Genomic DNA, 18,847 nt, shown 5'->3' with positions numbered 1-18,847 from the left:
ATGAAACGAAAATTATACATCGGCTTTCTTCTTGTTGGGATTCTTTTTACTTTCTCTTCGTTTACACATGCTCTTAAAATAACCTCTTCACTTATCGAGTATAATGCCAATGAGAAAAAATTAAGAGTAGAATGTAAAGTCTTTATCGATGATTTTCTTAGGAGTTTAGGAAAAGTGATTAACGTTAATAATCTTAAAGAAAGAGATATATCTGATATTGAAAATTACTTTAAAGAGTTTTACGTAGTTGAAATAAACGGTAAAAGATTTCCTTTTAATTATGAAAGTTCACAAGTACATAAAGTATTTAATGTATTAACAATAAAATTTTCTAAGACTAATTTCAATGTAAAAAAGGGAGATCAACTAAAGTTAAAAAACACACTTCTTTTTAATGTGTTTGGTTTTGTTCAATCCAATAGAATGGAACTTAGATTTCCTCCTTACTTCAAATCACTTTACTTTGAAACCACGAAAATAGAAGATTCTTACGATCATACTTTCTAATATTTTATTACATGGACAATTTTCTTACTTTTTTTACTAATGGCTGGCATCATATTGTAGATATTAAAGCTTACGATCATTTACTTTTTGTCGTTACATTATGTGCTGCTTTTAAGCTAAAACAATGGAAACAGATACTAATAATTGTAACCGCTTTCACCATAGGTCATAGTTTAACTTTAATTATTAGTTCTTTAGATTATGTGCCAAGTAATCCTGAAATTGTCGAACTACTTATACCAATTACAATCATGTTTACAGCCATGAGTAATGTTATAAATTATAAGAAAGAAGGAAAATTTTCTAATAAAAATATCAAATACGCTATTGCATTAATATTTGGTTTGATACACGGGTTAGCTTTTGCATCTGGATTTAAGATAATGATGTTTAATAGTGATATTATTATTCCTCTTTTTGCTTTTAACCTTGGTATTGAAGTTGGTCAATTATTTATAGTCGCTATTTTTACTATAATTTTATTCTTATACAGTAGAATTTTAAATGGAGAACATTCAAAGTGGAACACTTTTATTTCAGGTGCTGGGTTTGGTATAGCTGCTACAATACTTATTGGAATGCTCACTTAAAAAAATAATTCATAGCATAAATTAAAAACAATAAAATTAACTTTTTGTTGTTTTTCTTTTTTGTAAGGTTTTCCTTTACAAAATTGCTTATAAATTATGATACTATGAAAAACCTAACTGTTATACTTTTGTTTTCTATGTTCTTTTTCAGTTGTCAGAAAAAGACCCCGTCTTTTAATATTAGTGATTATGTACAATTAAAAATTGAAAACTTTGAATACGAAGGAAAAAATCTTCAATTTGTTAATACAGAATTAGTTAAAACTGGTGACAGTATTAGTGCTAAAATTAACAGAACACCTAGAAGATATGAGTATTTACTGACTAACAAAATTTCAATAGATTCTGTCTCAAAAGTATTACCAGACAACACTAAAGCTAATGCAATTTTTGCAGCTCAATTGGAGAATAAAAAATTCAAAAGCTATTTTTATAAAACATTCTACAACAAAAACGAGAAGAAAACTTTCACTAAAAAAGAATTAATGAAAGTTGCTTCTAAATTCTTCTTGTCTGAAAAAAAGGGAAATATTTATAACACTAAAATTTGTGTTGGAATTAATGGTTTAAAAGATATTGAATTACAACACAAAGATTTCACTTTATTAGAAGCTATCGTTTATGAAGCCATTTTCGAACGTTTAATGAATGAAAACATAAAAGAGACTCCTGAGTTTATGAATAGTTTAGAAAAGCATCGTAGCGAAGCTATAAGATCGATAAATGCAACCACCAAAGATTCTCTACTTCATGTAAAAAATTTAGTATTTAATGCTATGGAAAAAGATAAAGCACTAGAAGAACATCTTTTAAATTACATAAAAGACAATCAACATAATTTAGCAATAGTTATTGAATAAATCTTCTCACACAAATTTGTTTGGATAGAAAATTAAATCAAGATTTTTCATGCTCAAATCTTAATCGACCATGATTAAAAATCAACCTTTTATGGCTTTTTAACTCAATTAAACACGTGTTTTTAAGAACTTTAAATATCATTAATAACCAAAACACGTATGGAAACTCAAACGCAAAAAACTGTAGTAGTTCCAATTGGAACACATGAACACGCCCCTGTAGTTGCTAAATTAAAGCAAATTCTTTCTGAAGATGTAAGAATGACCGCTGCTTTAGAAGCTTCTTTACTCGTTGCCTCAACTGAAGCTAAAGAAAAATTAAACTCAGATTTATATCATGCAATAGATAATGTTTTTCAAGGAAATGGATGGCCAACAACTGTTGAAGCTTATTTAGATTATTTAGATTTATATGTTCGTTTAGTTCCTAACGAAAGTAATGATCCAAACTATCCGAATGCTTGGAAAAGTAACGATCAAAAAAATGGATACAATCAGAAAGTATATGATTTATTGTGCCAATCTTATTGGTTAATTGATCAAAAAGTTCCTGGAACAGAATTAACAATGCAAAGCTTTGAAAAATTTGCAAATTGGTTGGTAGATTTTGCACAAGCTTGGGGTAATTTCTTAGATACAGAAGCTTCTTTAACTAAAGAAAGTTTACAATCGTTTAAATACGATACTATGTATAATTTCCCATTATATGCTAAAAACGAAAAAACTTGGAAAACATTCAACGAATTCTTTTATAGAGAGTTTAATGATGCAGATCCAGAAACAGGAATAAGTCCTTTACGTCCAATTACAGCTCCAAACGATAATACTGTAATTACATCACCTGCAGACTGTACTTACAAACAATTTTATCCAATCGATAACAACGGAAATGTTTTAGATGAGAAAGGTGTTGAAACCAAAGTTTCTTTAAAAGGAACTCATACTATTGGAACTGTTGATCAACTTTTAGAATTTAGTAAATATAGTGATGATTTTTATGGAGGAACATTCGTGCATTATTTCTTAAGTCCTTTCGATTATCACCGTTTTCACACACCTGTAAGTGGAGAAATCTTAGAAATTATTCCTGTACAAGGACAGGTATTTTTAAATGTTGAATTACAAGAAAACGGACAATGGGATGCTCCAGATGGTGCAGAAGATGGTTACGAATTTAACCAAGCCAGAGGTATTGTAATTATGGATGCAGGGCCAGAAGTTGGTAAAGTAGCTATTTTACCTATTGGAATGTGTCAAGTTTCTGGTGTAGATATGTACACAGAATTACAGGGGAAAACTGTTGTTAAAGGACAAGAATTTGGAAAATTCAGATTTGGTGGTTCAGATATTATTATGTTATTCCAAAAACCACCAGCAGATATTTATATGTATAAAAACGACCCCGGACATAACCCTATCCATTTTCAATACGGACAAGCTTCTGTATTGTTTAATAAATAATACTTACGTTTTACATGAATTGAAAAGAAGGTCTTTAGACCTTCTTTTTTGTTTTTTGTACTCTCAAAACCTTTTTTGATAGTGTTTTCAAGGGTTTTGTAAGTAACTAAATAAAGATTTCTACTGTCTTTTGCTAAAACAATTCAAACGATAGACATATGAAATCAATAGTTAAAAAATGGATATTAGGTATTTTTTCAATCATCTTACTCGTCGATTTTGGTTTATACTTTCACTTTCAATCAGAAATAAATCATGTTTTAGGTGCACACACTGAAATTGTAGACACTTCACAATTCAAAACTATTTCAGGAAAATTAGCTATAACAAATGTGAATATTCTCAGTACTAATTCAGAAGTTATGATTCCTAATCAAACGGTTTTAGTAGAAGACAAAAAAATCATTGCTATTCATTCAGATAGCATTCCTGTAGCTAACGAGTTTCATAAAATTAATGGAGACAACAAATACTTAATTCCTGGATTAATTGATTCTCATGTGCATTTAAAGAAAAGTAAAAACGACTTACTACTTTATATCGCCAATGGGATTACTCATTTGGGAGAAATGACAGGAATGAAAGAGCATTTTGAATATCAAAAAGAAATTGATAACGGAGCTATCGGACCAAATATTTATATCGCTTCACCCAAACTTAGTAGCCAAAAAGGCATGAAAGCTAACTTTAGAAGTTGGATGGAAAGACGTCATCAAAATTATACCACTCCCAAAGCAGCAAGAAAAGCGGTTCATTATTATAAAAACAAAGGTTATAAAGCCATTAAGTTAAGCTCCGATCTTAATAAAACGAATTATTATGCAGTTATAGATGAAGCTAAAAAAATAAACATTCCTGTTATTGGACATTTACCTATTCCTATTACTCTTGAGGAACTTTATACTTCTGGTCAATCACAATTATCACATGTAGAATCCATTACCTATGCTTCTATGTTAAGCTACGGACGAATTACTTCTAAAAATGCAGATGATTTTCTTAAACATTTAGAAGGAAAAGCAGATCATATTGCTGTAAAATTACAAGAGAATAATATTACAATATCCACTACAGTTTCTACAAATAAAAGTGTGGCTAAACAAGCTTTTCATTTAGCAGATTACCTTAAAACTATTGCTTTAGAATATCAAAATCCGGGTTGGGTTGAAGGTTCATCTATTTCGAAAGGATGGCTTCCTGGAAACAATTCATATGAATACTCTGGTGATCTTACAGAAAAACAAAAAACTGAAGTTAGCGCCTATCTAAAAACGTTTGCAAAAGCTCTAGATATCGTTACAAAAGCATTAGTACGAAATAATGTAATAATTACAGCCGGTACAGATGCAAATGGAGCAGCTGGAGCTGTTCCTGGTTTTTCATTACACGAAGAACTGCTTACACTTAGTGAAATTGGTTTAACAAATGCAGAAATATTAAAAGCTACAACTTCCGCAACGGCTGACTGGATGAATGAAACTACTGGAAAAATTGAAGTTAATTATCGCGCAGATTTAGTACTTCTAAATAAAAATCCGCTAGAAAATATAAGAAATTCACAAAGTATAGAAGCTGTAATTACCAATGGAAAATATCTAAATCGATTGGCATTAAACAACATTTTAAAAGCTGTGAAAAACGCTAACAATAGAAGTAGAAAAATAAAAATTGACAAGTATTTAAAATAGACATATGAGAACTAAAAAAATTATCAAAAGAACACTTTTAAGCATTCTTTTACTACTAATCGTATTTTTCGTTTATTTAGTAGTTCCAAGAGTTAGTAATCCAAATCCAAAATATCAAACAAGATTAACTTATGGAAAACCTCTTCCTCAAGAAATTCGAAATGTATTAACACCTAAAACAAAACCTTCAAGAACACGCTCTATAGTTATTCTGAAAAATGAAAAGATTATTTACGAATATGGTCATACAGATAAAATCATGAATACAGCATCTATTCGAAAATCCATTTTAGGCTTATTATATGGAATTGCAGTTGACAAAGGTTTGATTGATATTCATAAAACATTAAATGAGCTTAAAATCGATGAAATTGTCCCTCTAACAAAGCAAGAAAAAACAGCTACAATACAAGATCTTTTAATGTTTAAATCTGGTATATTTTTACCTTCACAAGGAGAACATGATTCACAAATAACAGATAGACCCAAAAGAGAAAGTCATGCTCCTGGAACTTATTTTTTCTCCAATAATTTCGATGCAAATGCTTTAGGAACCATTTTTACACAAGAAACCAAAATGTCTATTGGAAGTTTTATGGAAAAATATTTAGCAAAACCTATAGGTTTACAAGATTTTTCTGAAAACAATGTGATTGTTGGCGCTCCTTGGTTTTTACCCAAAAAACCATCAAAACATAAACAATATTATCTGTTTTTAAGCACAAGAGATTTAGCTAGAATTGGTGCAATGGTTGCTAATGAAGGTGTTTGGAACGGGAAACAAATTGTATCTGAAACATGGATTAGAAAAAGTATAACCTCACACAGTAACTTAAAAGAAAACCATATTAATTATGGTCGTTATGATGGATTTGGATATCAATGGTGGATTGATTCTAATACAGAAACAGTATGGTCTGATGGTTATGGAGAACGTTTCTTAATGATAAACCCAAAACAAAACTTAGTACTTACCGAACAAAATTTTACAGGTAATTCATTGTTATCAACTGGACTTTGGTTAAAAAACAGAAATATGGACTCTGGTATAAAAAACTTAATAAAAGCTCACGAAATGATTGTACAACAAAAGTAAAGTGCATGCATTTTCTAAAAAAATGAAATAATTTATTCTACGCAAAAAGAATGCGCAATAAACCTGTAATCTTGTACTGTAATTAAAAATCATCGATGATGAATACGATAAAAGATTTACATAAAACACTAATACAGAGAAAACGTCCAGAAGATGTAGCTCAAATGATTCAAGAGCTTTTAGGAGATCAATTATCTCCTGAAGAGAAAATCATTTTAAAAAAAGCATCTAAAGGTTCTCTTAAAAATGTATTCTTTGGTTATACATCTATGATGCAAGAATTTGCCACTGCTATTGGAGCAGAAAAACAAATTAAAAAAGCAATTGAAATTTTTGACTTAAATATCAAAAGAAAAATAGATTACAACGATATCGATCAAATTGAACTATTTATTAAAGACATATCTCCTTTGATTAATAAAGAATTTGGTGCAAATAATTTTCTTGGCGATCGTTTAAATAAACATCAGAGAAAAGAAAAAGGGCTAGATATAAGTAAAAGACGGTATAATAAAAAATGGAGACTTTTAAAGCGTTTAGAAAAGAAGTTACTTGCTTATAGCAAAGAGATTAAAAAAATTGAATTTCAAAAGATTGGTAAACACGGTTTATCACATACATTAAGTTTTGAAGAATTCAAAAAAGACATCAATACAGCATGTTTTATTGCTTACTATAATACACGTTGCAATTTACGTAGTGTATTTACAAATACTAGTCAAGAAAGATCATTCGATGAAATATCGAACATGCTATTAAACCGTTGTAAAGAAATTGATTCAGAAACTAATGTTTTCAACAGATTTAAAAAACAAGTAATAAGTAAAACTAAGAATCAAACTAATTGGTGGGCAATTTCTCATATCTATACAAGTAAAGAAGTTTTACAACATCTTTCAGACAAAGAAAAAGGAAAATTATTAGGTAAATGGACTTCTATTCTTCAAGAAATTGCTGAGTTTTTAGAAAAGATTTGGATAAAAAGTGATATAAATCGTGAAACTATGATTGTTAGTAGAGGAAACGACTCTACTACATGGAACAATACAGCTAATGCATGGAATAAAGCCAGAGACAATTGGATGAATATTATTTACGCCTTAGGAATGGATGATATTTTAAATGAAGTTTGCTTCGGAAAAGTACTACGTTTAATGGCTGCAGATGTTGCTGCGTGGCATTTTAGTTCCGGAGGAAATCTAGATCCAAACACAGAAGTTTGGAACAAAATTCCTTTACCTTGGGAAGTATTTCAAGGAAAAGAAAAATGTAATAAAGAATTAGTTGTTAAGTATTGTAAAAAAGCAGGATTAGATCCTAATAAATCTGGTTGGATTGCACCGAAAACACACAAAATTGTTAAGTTTAAACCTACTCCAGAATTAGTTCATGGTGTTGTCGTTTCTAATCCATATTTGGCAACAATGCTTAAAAAGCAAAAATATTTCTCAGGTAAAAAAGTACATTTTTTATCAAGATAAAAAATAAGGTAGGTTAGTTCAGTGGTAGAACGTTCGGCTCTCACCCGAATGGACGCAGGTTCAAGCCCTGCACCTATCTTTTCTGATATAGCTCAGTGGTAGAGCACCCGGCTCTTGGACCGGGTGGACGCAGGTTCGAGCCCTGCTATCAGATCTAATTAAAACCAATAAATACGAGATGTTTATTGGTTTTTTAGCTTCTTCTATTTTCACTGAAAACAGGGGGAAATATCTCAGCTTTAAAAAAGATCTTTGTTTGTTAAAATGTGATGAAAAATGATAATACAAGCAAACATTTTAAATACAGATTATAACAGAGATTGGATACATTTTATACAATGGTATCAAAATCTATTATTTAGTATACAAGAAGATACTATTTTAGATATTTGGGATACTAACTTCAAAAAAATAGCCTCAATAGAACTAGGTGGGCGATTTTACGAACCTAATTTTCAATTTGTAGATCAAAAATTAGTATTAATAGCCAAAAGAGGAAGTAGAATCGCAATTATAGATTTTGAGAATCTTGAAAATCCAACTGTAGTACTACAAAAAACAGAAAATGGATTTATAAAAGGAGCTTGTATTGCTCAACATAAATTATACACTCAAATATCAGAGACGCATAAAGATAAAATTCATTTCAATTTTCGAGTCTCAGATATTCCAACTTTAGAAAATCCAAATCCAGAAATTAACTATGTAATTCCTGTAACCGAAGACGATGTTTACAATGGTGCATTCTACAATCAGATTGTAAAAGACACAATATACTGGATTAATCAAAATTCAATTTTTGTTATGGATATTACAAATCCGGATGATCCACAAAAAATAGCAGCTAAAAAGATTGTAGATAATGGTATTGGATATCCTGTATTACTTACCGATAACCGAATGCTAGTTTTAGAAATTGGAGGCGATGCTTGGATTGCTGTAAATCATTTTGACATTTCTAATAACAATATCAAAAAAATATCAAAAGGAATATTAAAAAACCACTGTATTAGAGGTTGGGAATTAATAGACCAAACACTTTACATTATTCATTTAGATTTCAAAAGAATCAATAAAGAAAGGAAATACAAAACGTATATCAGTAGTATTGATGTAAGCGGAAATCCAACCATAAATTACACCAAGGAATTACCAATTATAGAAGTATATGGTGAAGATAGTTCAACTATTTATGGTTGCTATCGTACTGGTGAGAGTTTAATTCTAATTCAAGGGAATGGAGAAATCCATGAAGTTTCAATAAAAAATTAAGAGAGCATATGAAAGAACAATTAACAACAGCAATTATTAATGGTGATGTAAACTTTTTACAAGACTACTTTACTCAAGGAGGTAAACTCGATAAATTAAGACTAACAGCTCCTAATGGTTATGGAGTAAGCCCTGTTGAATTAGTAGCTACGTCTCACATTCATCATCAAGGTAATGCTCAAATAGTTTCTTTAATTGTTAAAAATTCTTCAGAAGATGTATTAGCTGAATCATTTATTCGCTTTTCTAGTGAAGATGATAATACAGCAGAAGTTAAAAGTCTTTTAGAAGCTGGAGTTCCAGTAGATATTATGCATCAAAATCGAACTGCACTTCAAAGAGCTACAGGAAATAGAAATTTAAAAATGGTACATCTATTACTTACTTATGGAGCAGATCCAAATAAAGAAGGTGAATACGGAACTGCTTTAAAAGAAGCTAAAAGTATTCGTTATGAACCTGCTTATCTTGGCATGATGGAATCTTTTTTAGAAGGGAATCCAAAATCTCCTTTCGACTTTGTAAATACAGACGCTATAAAATCACAACTTACAGATTGGTTAACTGCTATCCATAATTTTGGAAAATCCAATAAAGACCAAAAGTTTTATATCATAGCTATTGATGGAGGCAGACTATCTGCGAACTCTGAAGAAGCGTTTGAAGCTACTCTAAAAAAATATAGAGAAGATTTCACTGATTCCTATCGCGAGGAAAATGAAGTACAGAGATTAAAATTTAGTGCTGGTGATTTTTCATACCATAACATACATGAAATGAAAGAAACTACTCTTGACACTAATAATTTAGATTACTCATTCTTAGAACCTTTGCCTAATGACGCAAGAACTAAAAAAGAGTTACTTACCGAAGGACTGCTTTTAAATAAAGAATTATTTAAGAAAGAGTTGAATACTACAGACGATTTTAAAGTTCAAATATTTAATCATACTTATTAAAACAAACACAAAGACTATGAATACAAGCGAATTAATAGATAGATCTTTATTTTATTCCCTAAGAAAACAATGGGAAAAAGCATTAGATTTTGCAAAGCAAGCATTAGCTAAAGATCCAAAAAGTTTCTTGGCACATAAAAGATTAAGCTTATGTCTTTGGTATACTGATAAAAAAGAAGAAGCTATAGCTAGTATGCACAAATCGCTAGAGTTTTATCCAGAGTTTGCCAGCGCACATTATAATCTCGCTTGTTTTTATGCACAGCAAGAAGACAAGGATAAAATGTTGCATCACTTAAATCAAGCCATCGCTTTAGAAGAGTATACAGATTATCATCAAATGGCTAAAGATGATGGAGATTTTCGTGAATATAGAAAAGATGATGATTTTTTAGCTATTGTAAATGCTAATAACGAGAAAGAAAATCTTTTGATTGCTACTTTATCTGGAGAAGACTACGAAGCTATTTCCAATCTATTACTAAAAATAGAACGTGAAATTCCTGTAACAATAATAGAATGGGAAGATTATTACGGTGATGATGAGACAACGCTTCCTTATTTATTAGCATCCAAATGGGATAAAATTAGCCAAGAGGCTTTGTTGCATGTATTTAAAATCGTCACTCAAAACTTAGATGCTGAATATTTTACAGGACTTATACCTTTATGTCACGCAATAAAGAATCAAATTCCTGCCGACTACAATCACTTTATTATTGAAGCATGGAAAAATAAGTATAGCGATATGGATGCTAAACATCTAAGTAGTTTAGATAGAAATTTTTTAACCTTAATTGCTGAGCTTCCTGTAGAAATAATTGCGGATGTTATAGTATGGGCGTTGAATTCCCATGGAAAAGATGCTTTAGAAGATTATGAAGAACTTTGTGCCATCGCACTACAAGATTTACCTGAAAATCATGAGGTTCACGATACTCTAATCAATAGTATTGACACTCTAATGCATGACAATCAATATCAAGATGAAAACATAAGCGATAAAAAACAACGACTTGTTTTAAGTATAGCTCCTCCTCCATTAAAATATCCTGAAGGTATTGAGGATTTTAGAGATCAATTTCAATTTCAATTTAAACAAGACCATCCATATCACATCATTAATGGAGCAGCTGGATTAGCAAGACACTACGATTTTATTCATTTAGTAAAACCTAGATTAGCTGAAATAGCAAATCTTGCTAACTTAAATATATTGTCTCTTGAATTAAGGTTAGAGGCTATTTCCGAAGTTTTAGCCAAAATAGGAAGCAAAGAAGAGATTGCTTTATTGTCTCCTTGTTTACAAGATAAATCGTATCAACTTTTAAAAACTGTTGGTCAACTTTTTCATGAACATGAAATCGTAGCAGAAGAAGCTTCTGAAGCAGTCGATTATTTGATTGCAAGTACTCAAATTGAAGATATAGATGCCTACGAACTTCATGATATTATTGTTGCTTTGCGTTGGTTTAAAGACGAACGTATTACAGATATACTTTTAAACTTTTTAGATTACGAAAGAGAGCTTGTAGCAAGAGAGGCTTTAAAAGGTTTAGGAACACAAAAAGCAGAAAAGGCTATTCCTAAAATTATCAATCAGTTTAAAAGTGGGTATCCGCAGTGCGTTTCTGCTGCTGCACAAGCATTGAATGACATAGGAGGAATTGCACATTTAGAACTAGAAAAAAGAAGCAACTTTGATATCGTTTTGGCTAGAGCACAAAAAAGTCCGCGTTGGGCAACTAGAGCACTCTCCTACTTCCGTGTAGATGGAATGGATATTGATTTGGTAGCGCTTCTAAAAACAAACAAAGAAAATGAAGCTTACGCACACATTACCCAAGCGATTGCTAAACGAGGAACCCAAACTATATTTCCTGACTTACTTGCTATTGGTTTAGATACGTTTACTTCTAGAGATATTGGAGGAAGAAATTTCGTTTTAATGTTTAATACTATCATCAGAAATACATCGGATAATATTAATGAAGAAGTCATAAATCAATGTAAAGAAGTACTTGTAAATACAGATACAGAAGATATTACGGCATTCATAAACATTCTTGAAAGAGATCGAGATTATGCTCGTTTAAAATATCCTAATGAAGAGGAACAAACGATTATTGATGCCTTTACAAAACAATATGCTGAGACTTTAGAAAATAGTGATTTAATCAACGTTTTATTTACCGCTAAATATTATTCTTAATGAACTATTACGTACTATTCGCCGATTTAAGGGTTAAAGGATTAGCTACGGTTATGTCTGTTCCTAAAGGAATTGAGATAATGAATACCATGACTGGAGAAGAACAACCTAATTACAGTAAAAAAGAAATTCAACTAGAATTGTCTTTAGGTAGCGGTAGTTTTCGTGGTCACATGATGGGAGGAATTCTTCCATTATTCAGGGATGAACTATTAGATGCGTTTGATGAATTTGGGGTAGAAAATTATCAGTATCAACCCACAAAAATGTTAGATCCAGCAACGAATCAAATAGAATACGGCTATCATTTAACAAATATTATTGGATTAAAAGCTTGTGTTGAGGGGTATAATTGGAATGCAAAACCATGGGATAGACCTGCAAGAATTGAATATTTCCAAATTGACTCAACTAAAACAGATAATCTAGCTATATTCAGATTAAAAGAACAACCTAATTTAATCATTATCAATCAAAAATTAAGAGATTTTCTAATTGAAAAAGAAATGGTTGCAATACGAATGATTCCTACTGAAGAATTTAATTCCTTAATGTAAAAATACCATGAAGCATGATGAAACGACTGTTTATACCTTTAATTTTTATTTTTAGTCTCTCAAACTTTGCTCAAAAAAATAAAATGACTTTGAATAAAGATCAACTTATTATTCAAGCGAATACAATTTTGGCTACTAAATATCCAAACTTTCGTTTCAATGCTTCATTGTATGAAATTTCTGCATGGAGAAATTCTCTAAAGGTGGTTGTTTACTATAAACGAATCATCAAATTTGTTCCTCTTGGTAACAAAGAACAAGACTTAACATATGACTTTGAAGTAAATCTAACTTCTAAAAGTGTTGCTCCTTTTGACTTTTTTGGTGCAGAAAAATTATATCATCCAAACACAGAAGATCAAAAGAAAATTGATTTTGTGGTAAAAGCTTTCAATTTACCACACTCTGGATTTGACACTAAAATTGTAGAAAAACCAACTATGTATGCTATTTATTTAGATAATGAAGTAGCTTTTGGTCAATATTACATTGATAAAACTACTGGTAAAGAGTGTTTAGCATCTATTGAAGGAAGCTATGCACCAATACCAAATGATATAGAATTACTAGATAAAGATCCTTTAATTGAAATCAAAGAATAACAGTCTTTTTATAACTTAGAAACACTTTAAATTAGCTTTTATATTTTGTAATTTAGCTTAGCAATACTTCTAAATAAAAATTAAGTCTTAGATGAAAAGTAGTAGGCTAAAAAAAATATCTTCTTGGTATAAGAAGTTTAAAATTAGTAAATCACCTCAAATGAATTTAGTTTGGGGATTCTTTTTATACACTATTATTGGTTTTATTTTACTGTCTATCCCTATATTTCATAAAGAAGATATTCATATACTTGACCATCTTTTTATTTCAACTTCTGCAATTTCTACCACTGGTTTGGTAACTATAAATGTTTTTGAATCATATAATTTCTTTGGTCAGTTTATTATTATGGGACTAATACAAATTGGTGGTATTGGTTATATGACTCTTACAACGTATTACTTAATTTTTACGACAAAAAAAATAACACATTGGCATAGCAAAATAATTGGTACAGAATTTACATTACCTAAAACAATAAAAATTAAAGACTTTATTAAAAGTGTTATTGTATTTACATTTATAATGGAAATTATAGGTGCTATTCTTTTTTATTTTGCTTTTACAGCTAATGGTATGGGGAACTTAAAAGCCTTTTGGTTTTCTATTTTTCATAGCATCTCAACATTTTGTACAGCAGGATTTGCTTTATTTTCTAATGGTTTTGAAGGATTTCAAAACAATACTTTCATTAATATAATTGTGGCTATACTTGCAATAGCAGGTTCTTTAGGTTTTATTGTTATTACAGATGTTTGGTATCGTATTAAAGGAAAATCAAAAGAAATTTCATTTACTACTAAAGTTATTTTGTATGGCTTTATATTACTTCTTTTAGGTGGTACTACACTTATTTATTTTACAGAATCTTCTTCTACACTCGGATCAGAAAGTAGTTTTATGACAGCTTTCTTTCAAACCATGTCTGCAATGACTACAGTAGGATTTAATACCATACCTCTAAATAACTTATCCTTACCAATTCTATTATTAATCACTTTCTTAATGTATATAGGTGCTTCTCCTTCCGGAACAGCAGGAGGTATGAAAATCACAACATTAACTGCTATGATATCCATTCTAAAAAGTAGATTAGTAGGACAACAAAAAATTACATTTTTAAAAAGAATAATTCCTTTTGAACGAATTTATGTCGCAACCTCAACATTTATGTTATATACAAGCTTAATATTTTTGTTTTCCTTCTTACTTTCTTACACTGAAAATTTTCCTTTTGAAAGAATTTTATTTGAAGTAGCCTCAGCATTGGGTACAGTTGGTTTAAGTACAGGTATTACTGGAGATTTATCAAGTATTGGGAAAATATGTATCATCATTTTAATGTTTATTGGGCGTGTAGGTGTTTTAACTTTTGGATTTGCTTTATTACAGCAAAAAAACCAAGATATACAACATACAATAAAAGATGATTTAGCTGTTTAACACACTATCATTCTGATGGTAATTATTAAATTGATTATTTTTAACAAAAAACTAATGAAATAGACTTACTATCTTCTTAGATTTCATGTCTAATTGCTACTTAAAATCACAACATGACAAACATAAAACACGTCCGATTACTACTTCTAATTTTAAGAATTATTGCCGCAGGTGTAGCTATAGAGTTTAGTCAAAAAGAAATAACTTTCATTGGAGATAAAAAGTAAAACCTTTGTTTTTTACTAAAACATACTTTTTTCTTACCAAATTTTTACTGTATTCTCATCTTAACTTTGTATGGTAATTTAAAATAAAGGCTTACCTCAACAATTTTAAAATAAACGCTGTGAGTCTTTGGATACTTCAAAATATCCTAAAAACAAATTTAATAGTAAGAAAAAATGATAAATAACAATGCACTCGCACAAGCTCGTGCGCTCACTTTACCTTCACGTGAAGCTATGCTAAAACGTGATGCATCTGTTTCAGAATTTTGGAATAACAACAGGAAGTTACTTGAAGATGCTTGGGTAGCATGGGAAATCGAAAATAAAGATAATCTATTAGTCCCTGACGAAACATTACTTGACCCTAAATTAAGAAAAGCAATTAATGATGCTTGGAAAAACCCAGAAAAGGAAAATGCAGTTGCCGATTTATGGGAAGAAATTATTCCTGGAGTTTATACCGTTCAGTTTTTTGATGTTGAGCGTTTAGCAGAATTTCGTAATTATTTAGAAGCAGTTGTGAATTCACAAATTCCTGCGCGTCCTCCATACGGAATTCAATTAAATCGTTATGGAATTATGCTTGATCAGCGTTCAGAAGGTCATCTTGCTGCTGCTAATTTTCAAGCGTTTTATAATGAGATTATGGATCGTTATATGCGTCCGATTGCTCGTTTGTTATTAGGAACTTATGGATATGACAACCAAACATTTGGTTTTTCAATTCAATATAATCCTGATAAGGATAAAGATTTACATCCGCATACTGATGCTTCTGCTGCAACATTAAATATCAATATTAATTTACCAGAGGAAAAATTCACAGGTTCACAAGTAGATTTTCATGATAAATCTACAGGAAAAGTTGTACGTACAGTTTTCGAACCTGGTAAAGCCATAATTCATCGTGGTAATGTTCCACATGCTACACATCCAATCACAAGCGGACAACGTAATAATTTAGTGGTATGGTTGTATGGCGATCGTATGCAAATTCCAAGAGGAAATGCAAGTAGCTACGGTAATTTTGGAAATTCAGTATCAACTGATAATACACCAGAAAACATAACTGCTCAACAACGTTGGAGTTTACCAGAAACACCAAAAGATTCTTTTGCTCCTTTTTAAATAGAAAATTTAATACTACAAAAGCGGGTTAATTATTTAAAATTAATTGATACTCTTAAAAATCAAATACTTTTAATCCGCTTACTTTTACTGATTATTCTAATTAATACACAAATACAATAAAATTACATCAAAAAATACCCATTTTTAAGTATTGACTGTTATTCACAGCTATAATAGTTTTACATATTAAAACTTAATGATATGAGAAATCTATTGTACTTTATTTTAATTTGTTTAACTCTTTCTGCCTGTTCAAAAGACGACGACGGATCAGTAACTTTTAATTTCACTTATACTTTTAGTCCAAATTCAGCAGACGATTCAGAATCTATTTCTGCTGTTTTAGTTTACGATAAAGATGGAAATGATATTGGTGGATCTGAATTAGCTCTTCTCACAGGAATAAAATCTGGTGAAACTAAAAGTGTAGATGTAACAGTTGATCGCGGTGGAATTTTACAATTCTCTGGAGCAACAAAAGATGGTTTTAAGAGAGTTTTCACAGATACTGAAGTTACCGACGGTGCCAGTGTAAATTGGAATTCTGCTGAAAATGTTGCTCGTGTAAATTCTGATGCAGGAAGCGATGGTGATAGTGGAGATACAGACAATTGTAGTCCTTGGGTTGAAGAAACTGGAGCTTGTTTATCTGCAACTAGTAGCGGAGGAAATTCATTACCTGGTGTTCGTAAACGTTGGTGTAAAGAAGATTTAGGAAATGGTAGTTTTAAATATACTGTGATTTTTGAACCTATTAACGGAGGAATTGATGAAGGTTTTGCATTTTATCAACGTGTAAGAATTGTAACAGAATGGGAAACATTCGAATTAACTCCTGCTCAGTTTAATAATCAAGGTGGATTTACATCTTCTCACAATTCTAATGTAGATGCAGACTCTTTAACGTTTTTTATTGAGTGTGTACAATAATTTGATCTTTACCTATGAACATAATATTAAGTGTAAAACATTAAGTTTTGCACTTTTTTTATATTCGTTTTTAATATGAGTCGTCCTAAAATAGGTTTACAGTTTAAAAAAATATATTTAAAGTCAATTTAGATTCAGACTCTTTTGTTAATTTCGAAAGGCTAAAAACCGAATTTAAAGGATTAACGAGTTTCGTTATTAAAAAGTCACTCAAACCGATTTGGTACAAAATAAATGTAATTGAACAAGCAATAAATGAATATGTTGGAATTGAATTATTGAATAATGGAAAAAACTTGGTTGGACTTTATTATCAAATATCTAAAAAATGACCGAGATGAACAAAGCGGAGATACAACTTTAGTGGTATTTGACTTGAAATTTGAATGGTGTATTTTTATTTTACATTGAGTAAAGATAATTCGAATTTAATAATAGAACAATATTAAAAAACTGCACATAACAATGGCTATAAGTAATAGCTTTTTCTTGCCTTCAATATAAACTAAGGAAGTATTTAAATAAAATCTAATCGCAATGAATATATACAAATTAACATTCTTATTTTTTATTTCTAATTCATTATTTGCTTGTAAAATAAAAGACAACCTGTCTTACATAGAGTTTACAACCAATTCTACAATACTTGAAGAATTAGTGTTTTATATAAAAACTAAAGAAAAAAGTATATGGGTAGATGCTAATAATAATTTAACAAAAGACGAAAGTGAGGTTATAGAAATTAATGCCCCTGACAAAAGAACTGCAATTAGAGTCAAAGTAAAAGATAGAGTTTTTCGTGTTTATGGAAAAATATTTTTTTTAGCATGTCCTCGTTATATGGAATTGGAAAATTTAGATGTTTCGCATAATACAAATTTATCATATCTATATCTTGATTCACATGACCAATTGCGAAATTTAGATGTCTCGGAAAATACAGAATTAGAGTTTTTATATTGTTCGAGGAATGGTATACAAAATTTAGATGTTTCACATAATTTAAAATTAAAAACATTAATTTGTAGTTCTAATAACCTAGACAGCTTAAATATTTCAGAGAATATGGGTTTAATAAAATTAGAATGCAATAATAACTTTATCGATAATTTAGATGTTTCTAATAATATAAATATGAGACATTTAAATTGTAGTGAGACAGGTATAAGCAGTTTAGATCTAACTAAAAATAAGAATTTAGAGTATTTATATTGTGAAAATATAAATTTAACAAAGTTAGATGTTTCACTACTTAGTAAATTAAGCGTGTTAAGATGTGGAGGAAATAAATTGACTACTTTAGATGTATCAAAAAACACCAAGCTATTTGATTTAGAATGTTATGTAAACAAATTATCAAACTTAGATATTTCAAAAAACACATTAGTAAAACACTTAGATTGTGCATTTAATGAACTGACTTCTTTAGATTTGTCTAATAATAAAAATTTAGAAGAAATAGATTGTTCAAATAATCAATTAACTACTTTAGATGTATCGTTAAATACAAAATTAGAGGTTGAATTAAAATGTGCACATAATCAATTAGAAGAATTAGATCTCTCGCAAAACCCTAAAATTTCAGAATTGGATTGTTCATATAACAACTTAAAAAGCTTGGATGTATCAGTAATGGTAGATTTATTTACATCTAATTTTATTGGAAATAAAAACATGTCTTGTATAAAAATAAATAAAAAACAAAAAAAAGATTTGGAAAATGATGAAAACGACTGGATTAAAAATGATAAAGCATTTTATAGCCTGAATTGTAAATAATATCAAAAATAAATATTGACAGGTAACAAGTTGCTTATACAATTAGTATAA

At 29.9% G+C, this 18,847-nt stretch carries 16 protein-coding genes and 2 tRNA genes; all 18 read left to right on the top strand.

The features are described 5' to 3' along the window. On the top strand, window positions 1–507 hold the full coding sequence (locus tag AQ1685_RS00410) for a DUF6702 family protein (RefSeq protein ID WP_095068765.1): 507 nt from the start codon (window positions 1–3) through the stop codon (window positions 505–507). Window positions 508–518: 11 nt separating this feature from the next. Next, window positions 519–1,097 (top strand): HupE/UreJ family protein, encoded by a 579-nt coding sequence (locus AQ1685_RS00405; RefSeq protein ID WP_095068764.1) that lies wholly within the window; start codon window positions 519–521, stop codon window positions 1,095–1,097. A 104-nt stretch (window positions 1,098–1,201) separates the two neighbouring features. Beyond that, a complete protein-coding gene (locus AQ1685_RS00400; RefSeq protein ID WP_157730033.1) occupies window positions 1,202–1,957 on the top strand; it encodes a hypothetical protein in 756 nt (251 codons plus the stop codon). Window positions 1,958–2,116: 159 nt separating this feature from the next. Further along, on the top strand, window positions 2,117–3,418 hold the full coding sequence (locus tag AQ1685_RS00395; protein WP_095068762.1) for a phosphatidylserine decarboxylase: 1,302 nt from the start codon (window positions 2,117–2,119) through the stop codon (window positions 3,416–3,418). A gap of 158 nt (window positions 3,419–3,576) precedes the next feature. Then, window positions 3,577–5,106: an amidohydrolase family protein gene (locus AQ1685_RS00390; RefSeq protein ID WP_095068761.1), complete on the top strand. Its 1,530-nt coding sequence runs from the start codon at window positions 3,577–3,579 to the stop codon at window positions 5,104–5,106. Between the two features lie 4 nt (window positions 5,107–5,110). After that, window positions 5,111–6,202: a serine hydrolase domain-containing protein gene (locus tag AQ1685_RS00385; protein WP_095068760.1), complete on the top strand. Its 1,092-nt coding sequence runs from the start codon at window positions 5,111–5,113 to the stop codon at window positions 6,200–6,202. Between the two features lie 98 nt (window positions 6,203–6,300). After that, on the top strand, window positions 6,301–7,683 hold the full coding sequence (locus AQ1685_RS00380) for a hypothetical protein (protein ID WP_095068759.1): 1,383 nt from the start codon (window positions 6,301–6,303) through the stop codon (window positions 7,681–7,683). A gap of 7 nt (window positions 7,684–7,690) precedes the next feature. Further along, window positions 7,691–7,762: transfer RNA gene (locus AQ1685_RS00375), tRNA-Glu, on the top strand. A 2-nt stretch (window positions 7,763–7,764) separates the two neighbouring features. Further along, window positions 7,765–7,837, top strand: a tRNA-Lys gene (locus AQ1685_RS00370). 122 nt (window positions 7,838–7,959) lie between these two features. Continuing rightward, entirely contained in the window at window positions 7,960–8,955 is a 996-nt protein-coding gene (locus AQ1685_RS00365) for an LVIVD repeat-containing protein (protein WP_095068758.1), read from the top strand. Between the two features lie 8 nt (window positions 8,956–8,963). Beyond that, entirely contained in the window at window positions 8,964–9,914 is a 951-nt protein-coding gene (locus tag AQ1685_RS00360) for an ankyrin repeat domain-containing protein (RefSeq protein ID WP_095068757.1), read from the top strand. Window positions 9,915–9,930: 16 nt separating this feature from the next. Beyond that, window positions 9,931–12,126, top strand: coding sequence for a TPR end-of-group domain-containing protein (locus AQ1685_RS00355; protein WP_095068756.1), 2,196 nt, complete (start codon window positions 9,931–9,933; stop codon window positions 12,124–12,126). Beyond that, the gene (locus AQ1685_RS00350) at window positions 12,126–12,683 is read left to right on the top strand and encodes a hypothetical protein (protein WP_095068755.1); all 558 of its coding nucleotides are present in this window, start codon (window positions 12,126–12,128) and stop codon (window positions 12,681–12,683) included. Before AQ1685_RS00355 ends, AQ1685_RS00350 begins: the two co-directional genes overlap by 1 nt. A gap of 83 nt (window positions 12,684–12,766) precedes the next feature. Then, window positions 12,767–13,285, top strand: coding sequence for a hypothetical protein (locus AQ1685_RS00345; RefSeq protein WP_095068754.1), 519 nt, complete (start codon window positions 12,767–12,769; stop codon window positions 13,283–13,285). Between the two features lie 91 nt (window positions 13,286–13,376). Then, window positions 13,377–14,729, top strand: coding sequence for a TrkH family potassium uptake protein (locus AQ1685_RS00340; protein WP_095068753.1), 1,353 nt, complete (start codon window positions 13,377–13,379; stop codon window positions 14,727–14,729). Window positions 14,730–15,130: 401 nt separating this feature from the next. Further along, the gene (locus tag AQ1685_RS00335; RefSeq protein WP_095068752.1) at window positions 15,131–16,084 is read left to right on the top strand and encodes a 2OG-Fe(II) oxygenase; all 954 of its coding nucleotides are present in this window, start codon (window positions 15,131–15,133) and stop codon (window positions 16,082–16,084) included. 204 nt (window positions 16,085–16,288) lie between these two features. After that, window positions 16,289–17,017: a hypothetical protein gene (locus AQ1685_RS00330; RefSeq protein ID WP_095068751.1), complete on the top strand. Its 729-nt coding sequence runs from the start codon at window positions 16,289–16,291 to the stop codon at window positions 17,015–17,017. 537 nt (window positions 17,018–17,554) lie between these two features. Further along, window positions 17,555–18,796, top strand: a complete 1,242-nt coding sequence (locus AQ1685_RS00325; RefSeq protein ID WP_095068750.1) for a leucine-rich repeat domain-containing protein — start codon at window positions 17,555–17,557, stop codon at window positions 18,794–18,796. Window positions 18,797–18,847: the final 51 nt, after the last annotated feature.

Origin of the sequence: Tenacibaculum jejuense (genome assembly GCF_900198195.1) — a bacterium.
In the GTDB taxonomy this organism is placed as follows: Bacteria; Bacteroidota; Bacteroidia; order Flavobacteriales; family Flavobacteriaceae; genus Polaribacter; species Polaribacter jejuensis.
Note: the sequence above shows the minus strand (reverse complement) of the source record. Positions and strands in the feature narration are given on the sequence as shown.

Excerpts from the sequence above, each read along its gene's own strand:
- AQ1685_RS00410 (WP_095068765.1), top strand. The coding sequence starts at position 1 with ATGAAACGAAAATTATACATCGGCTTTCTTCTTGTTGGGATTCTTTTT.
- AQ1685_RS00350 (WP_095068755.1), top strand. The coding sequence starts at position 12,126 with ATGAACTATTACGTACTATTCGCCGATTTAAGGGTTAAAGGATTAGCT.
- AQ1685_RS00325 (WP_095068750.1), top strand. The coding sequence starts at position 17,555 with ATGAATATATACAAATTAACATTCTTATTTTTTATTTCTAATTCATTA.
- AQ1685_RS00340 (WP_095068753.1), top strand. The coding sequence starts at position 13,377 with ATGAAAAGTAGTAGGCTAAAAAAAATATCTTCTTGGTATAAGAAGTTT.
- AQ1685_RS00360 (WP_095068757.1), top strand. The coding sequence starts at position 8,964 with ATGAAAGAACAATTAACAACAGCAATTATTAATGGTGATGTAAACTTT.
- AQ1685_RS00390 (WP_095068761.1), top strand. The coding sequence starts at position 3,577 with ATGAAATCAATAGTTAAAAAATGGATATTAGGTATTTTTTCAATCATC.
- AQ1685_RS00400 (WP_157730033.1), top strand. The coding sequence starts at position 1,202 with ATGAAAAACCTAACTGTTATACTTTTGTTTTCTATGTTCTTTTTCAGT.
- AQ1685_RS00335 (WP_095068752.1), top strand. The coding sequence starts at position 15,131 with ATGATAAATAACAATGCACTCGCACAAGCTCGTGCGCTCACTTTACCT.
- AQ1685_RS00395 (WP_095068762.1), top strand. The coding sequence starts at position 2,117 with ATGGAAACTCAAACGCAAAAAACTGTAGTAGTTCCAATTGGAACACAT.
- AQ1685_RS00365 (WP_095068758.1), top strand. The coding sequence starts at position 7,960 with ATGATAATACAAGCAAACATTTTAAATACAGATTATAACAGAGATTGG.
- AQ1685_RS00405 (WP_095068764.1), top strand. The coding sequence starts at position 519 with ATGGACAATTTTCTTACTTTTTTTACTAATGGCTGGCATCATATTGTA.
- AQ1685_RS00355 (WP_095068756.1), top strand. The coding sequence starts at position 9,931 with ATGAATACAAGCGAATTAATAGATAGATCTTTATTTTATTCCCTAAGA.
- AQ1685_RS00345 (WP_095068754.1), top strand. The coding sequence starts at position 12,767 with ATGACTTTGAATAAAGATCAACTTATTATTCAAGCGAATACAATTTTG.
- AQ1685_RS00330 (WP_095068751.1), top strand. The coding sequence starts at position 16,289 with ATGAGAAATCTATTGTACTTTATTTTAATTTGTTTAACTCTTTCTGCC.
- AQ1685_RS00385 (WP_095068760.1), top strand. The coding sequence starts at position 5,111 with ATGAGAACTAAAAAAATTATCAAAAGAACACTTTTAAGCATTCTTTTA.
- AQ1685_RS00380 (WP_095068759.1), top strand. The coding sequence starts at position 6,301 with ATGAATACGATAAAAGATTTACATAAAACACTAATACAGAGAAAACGT.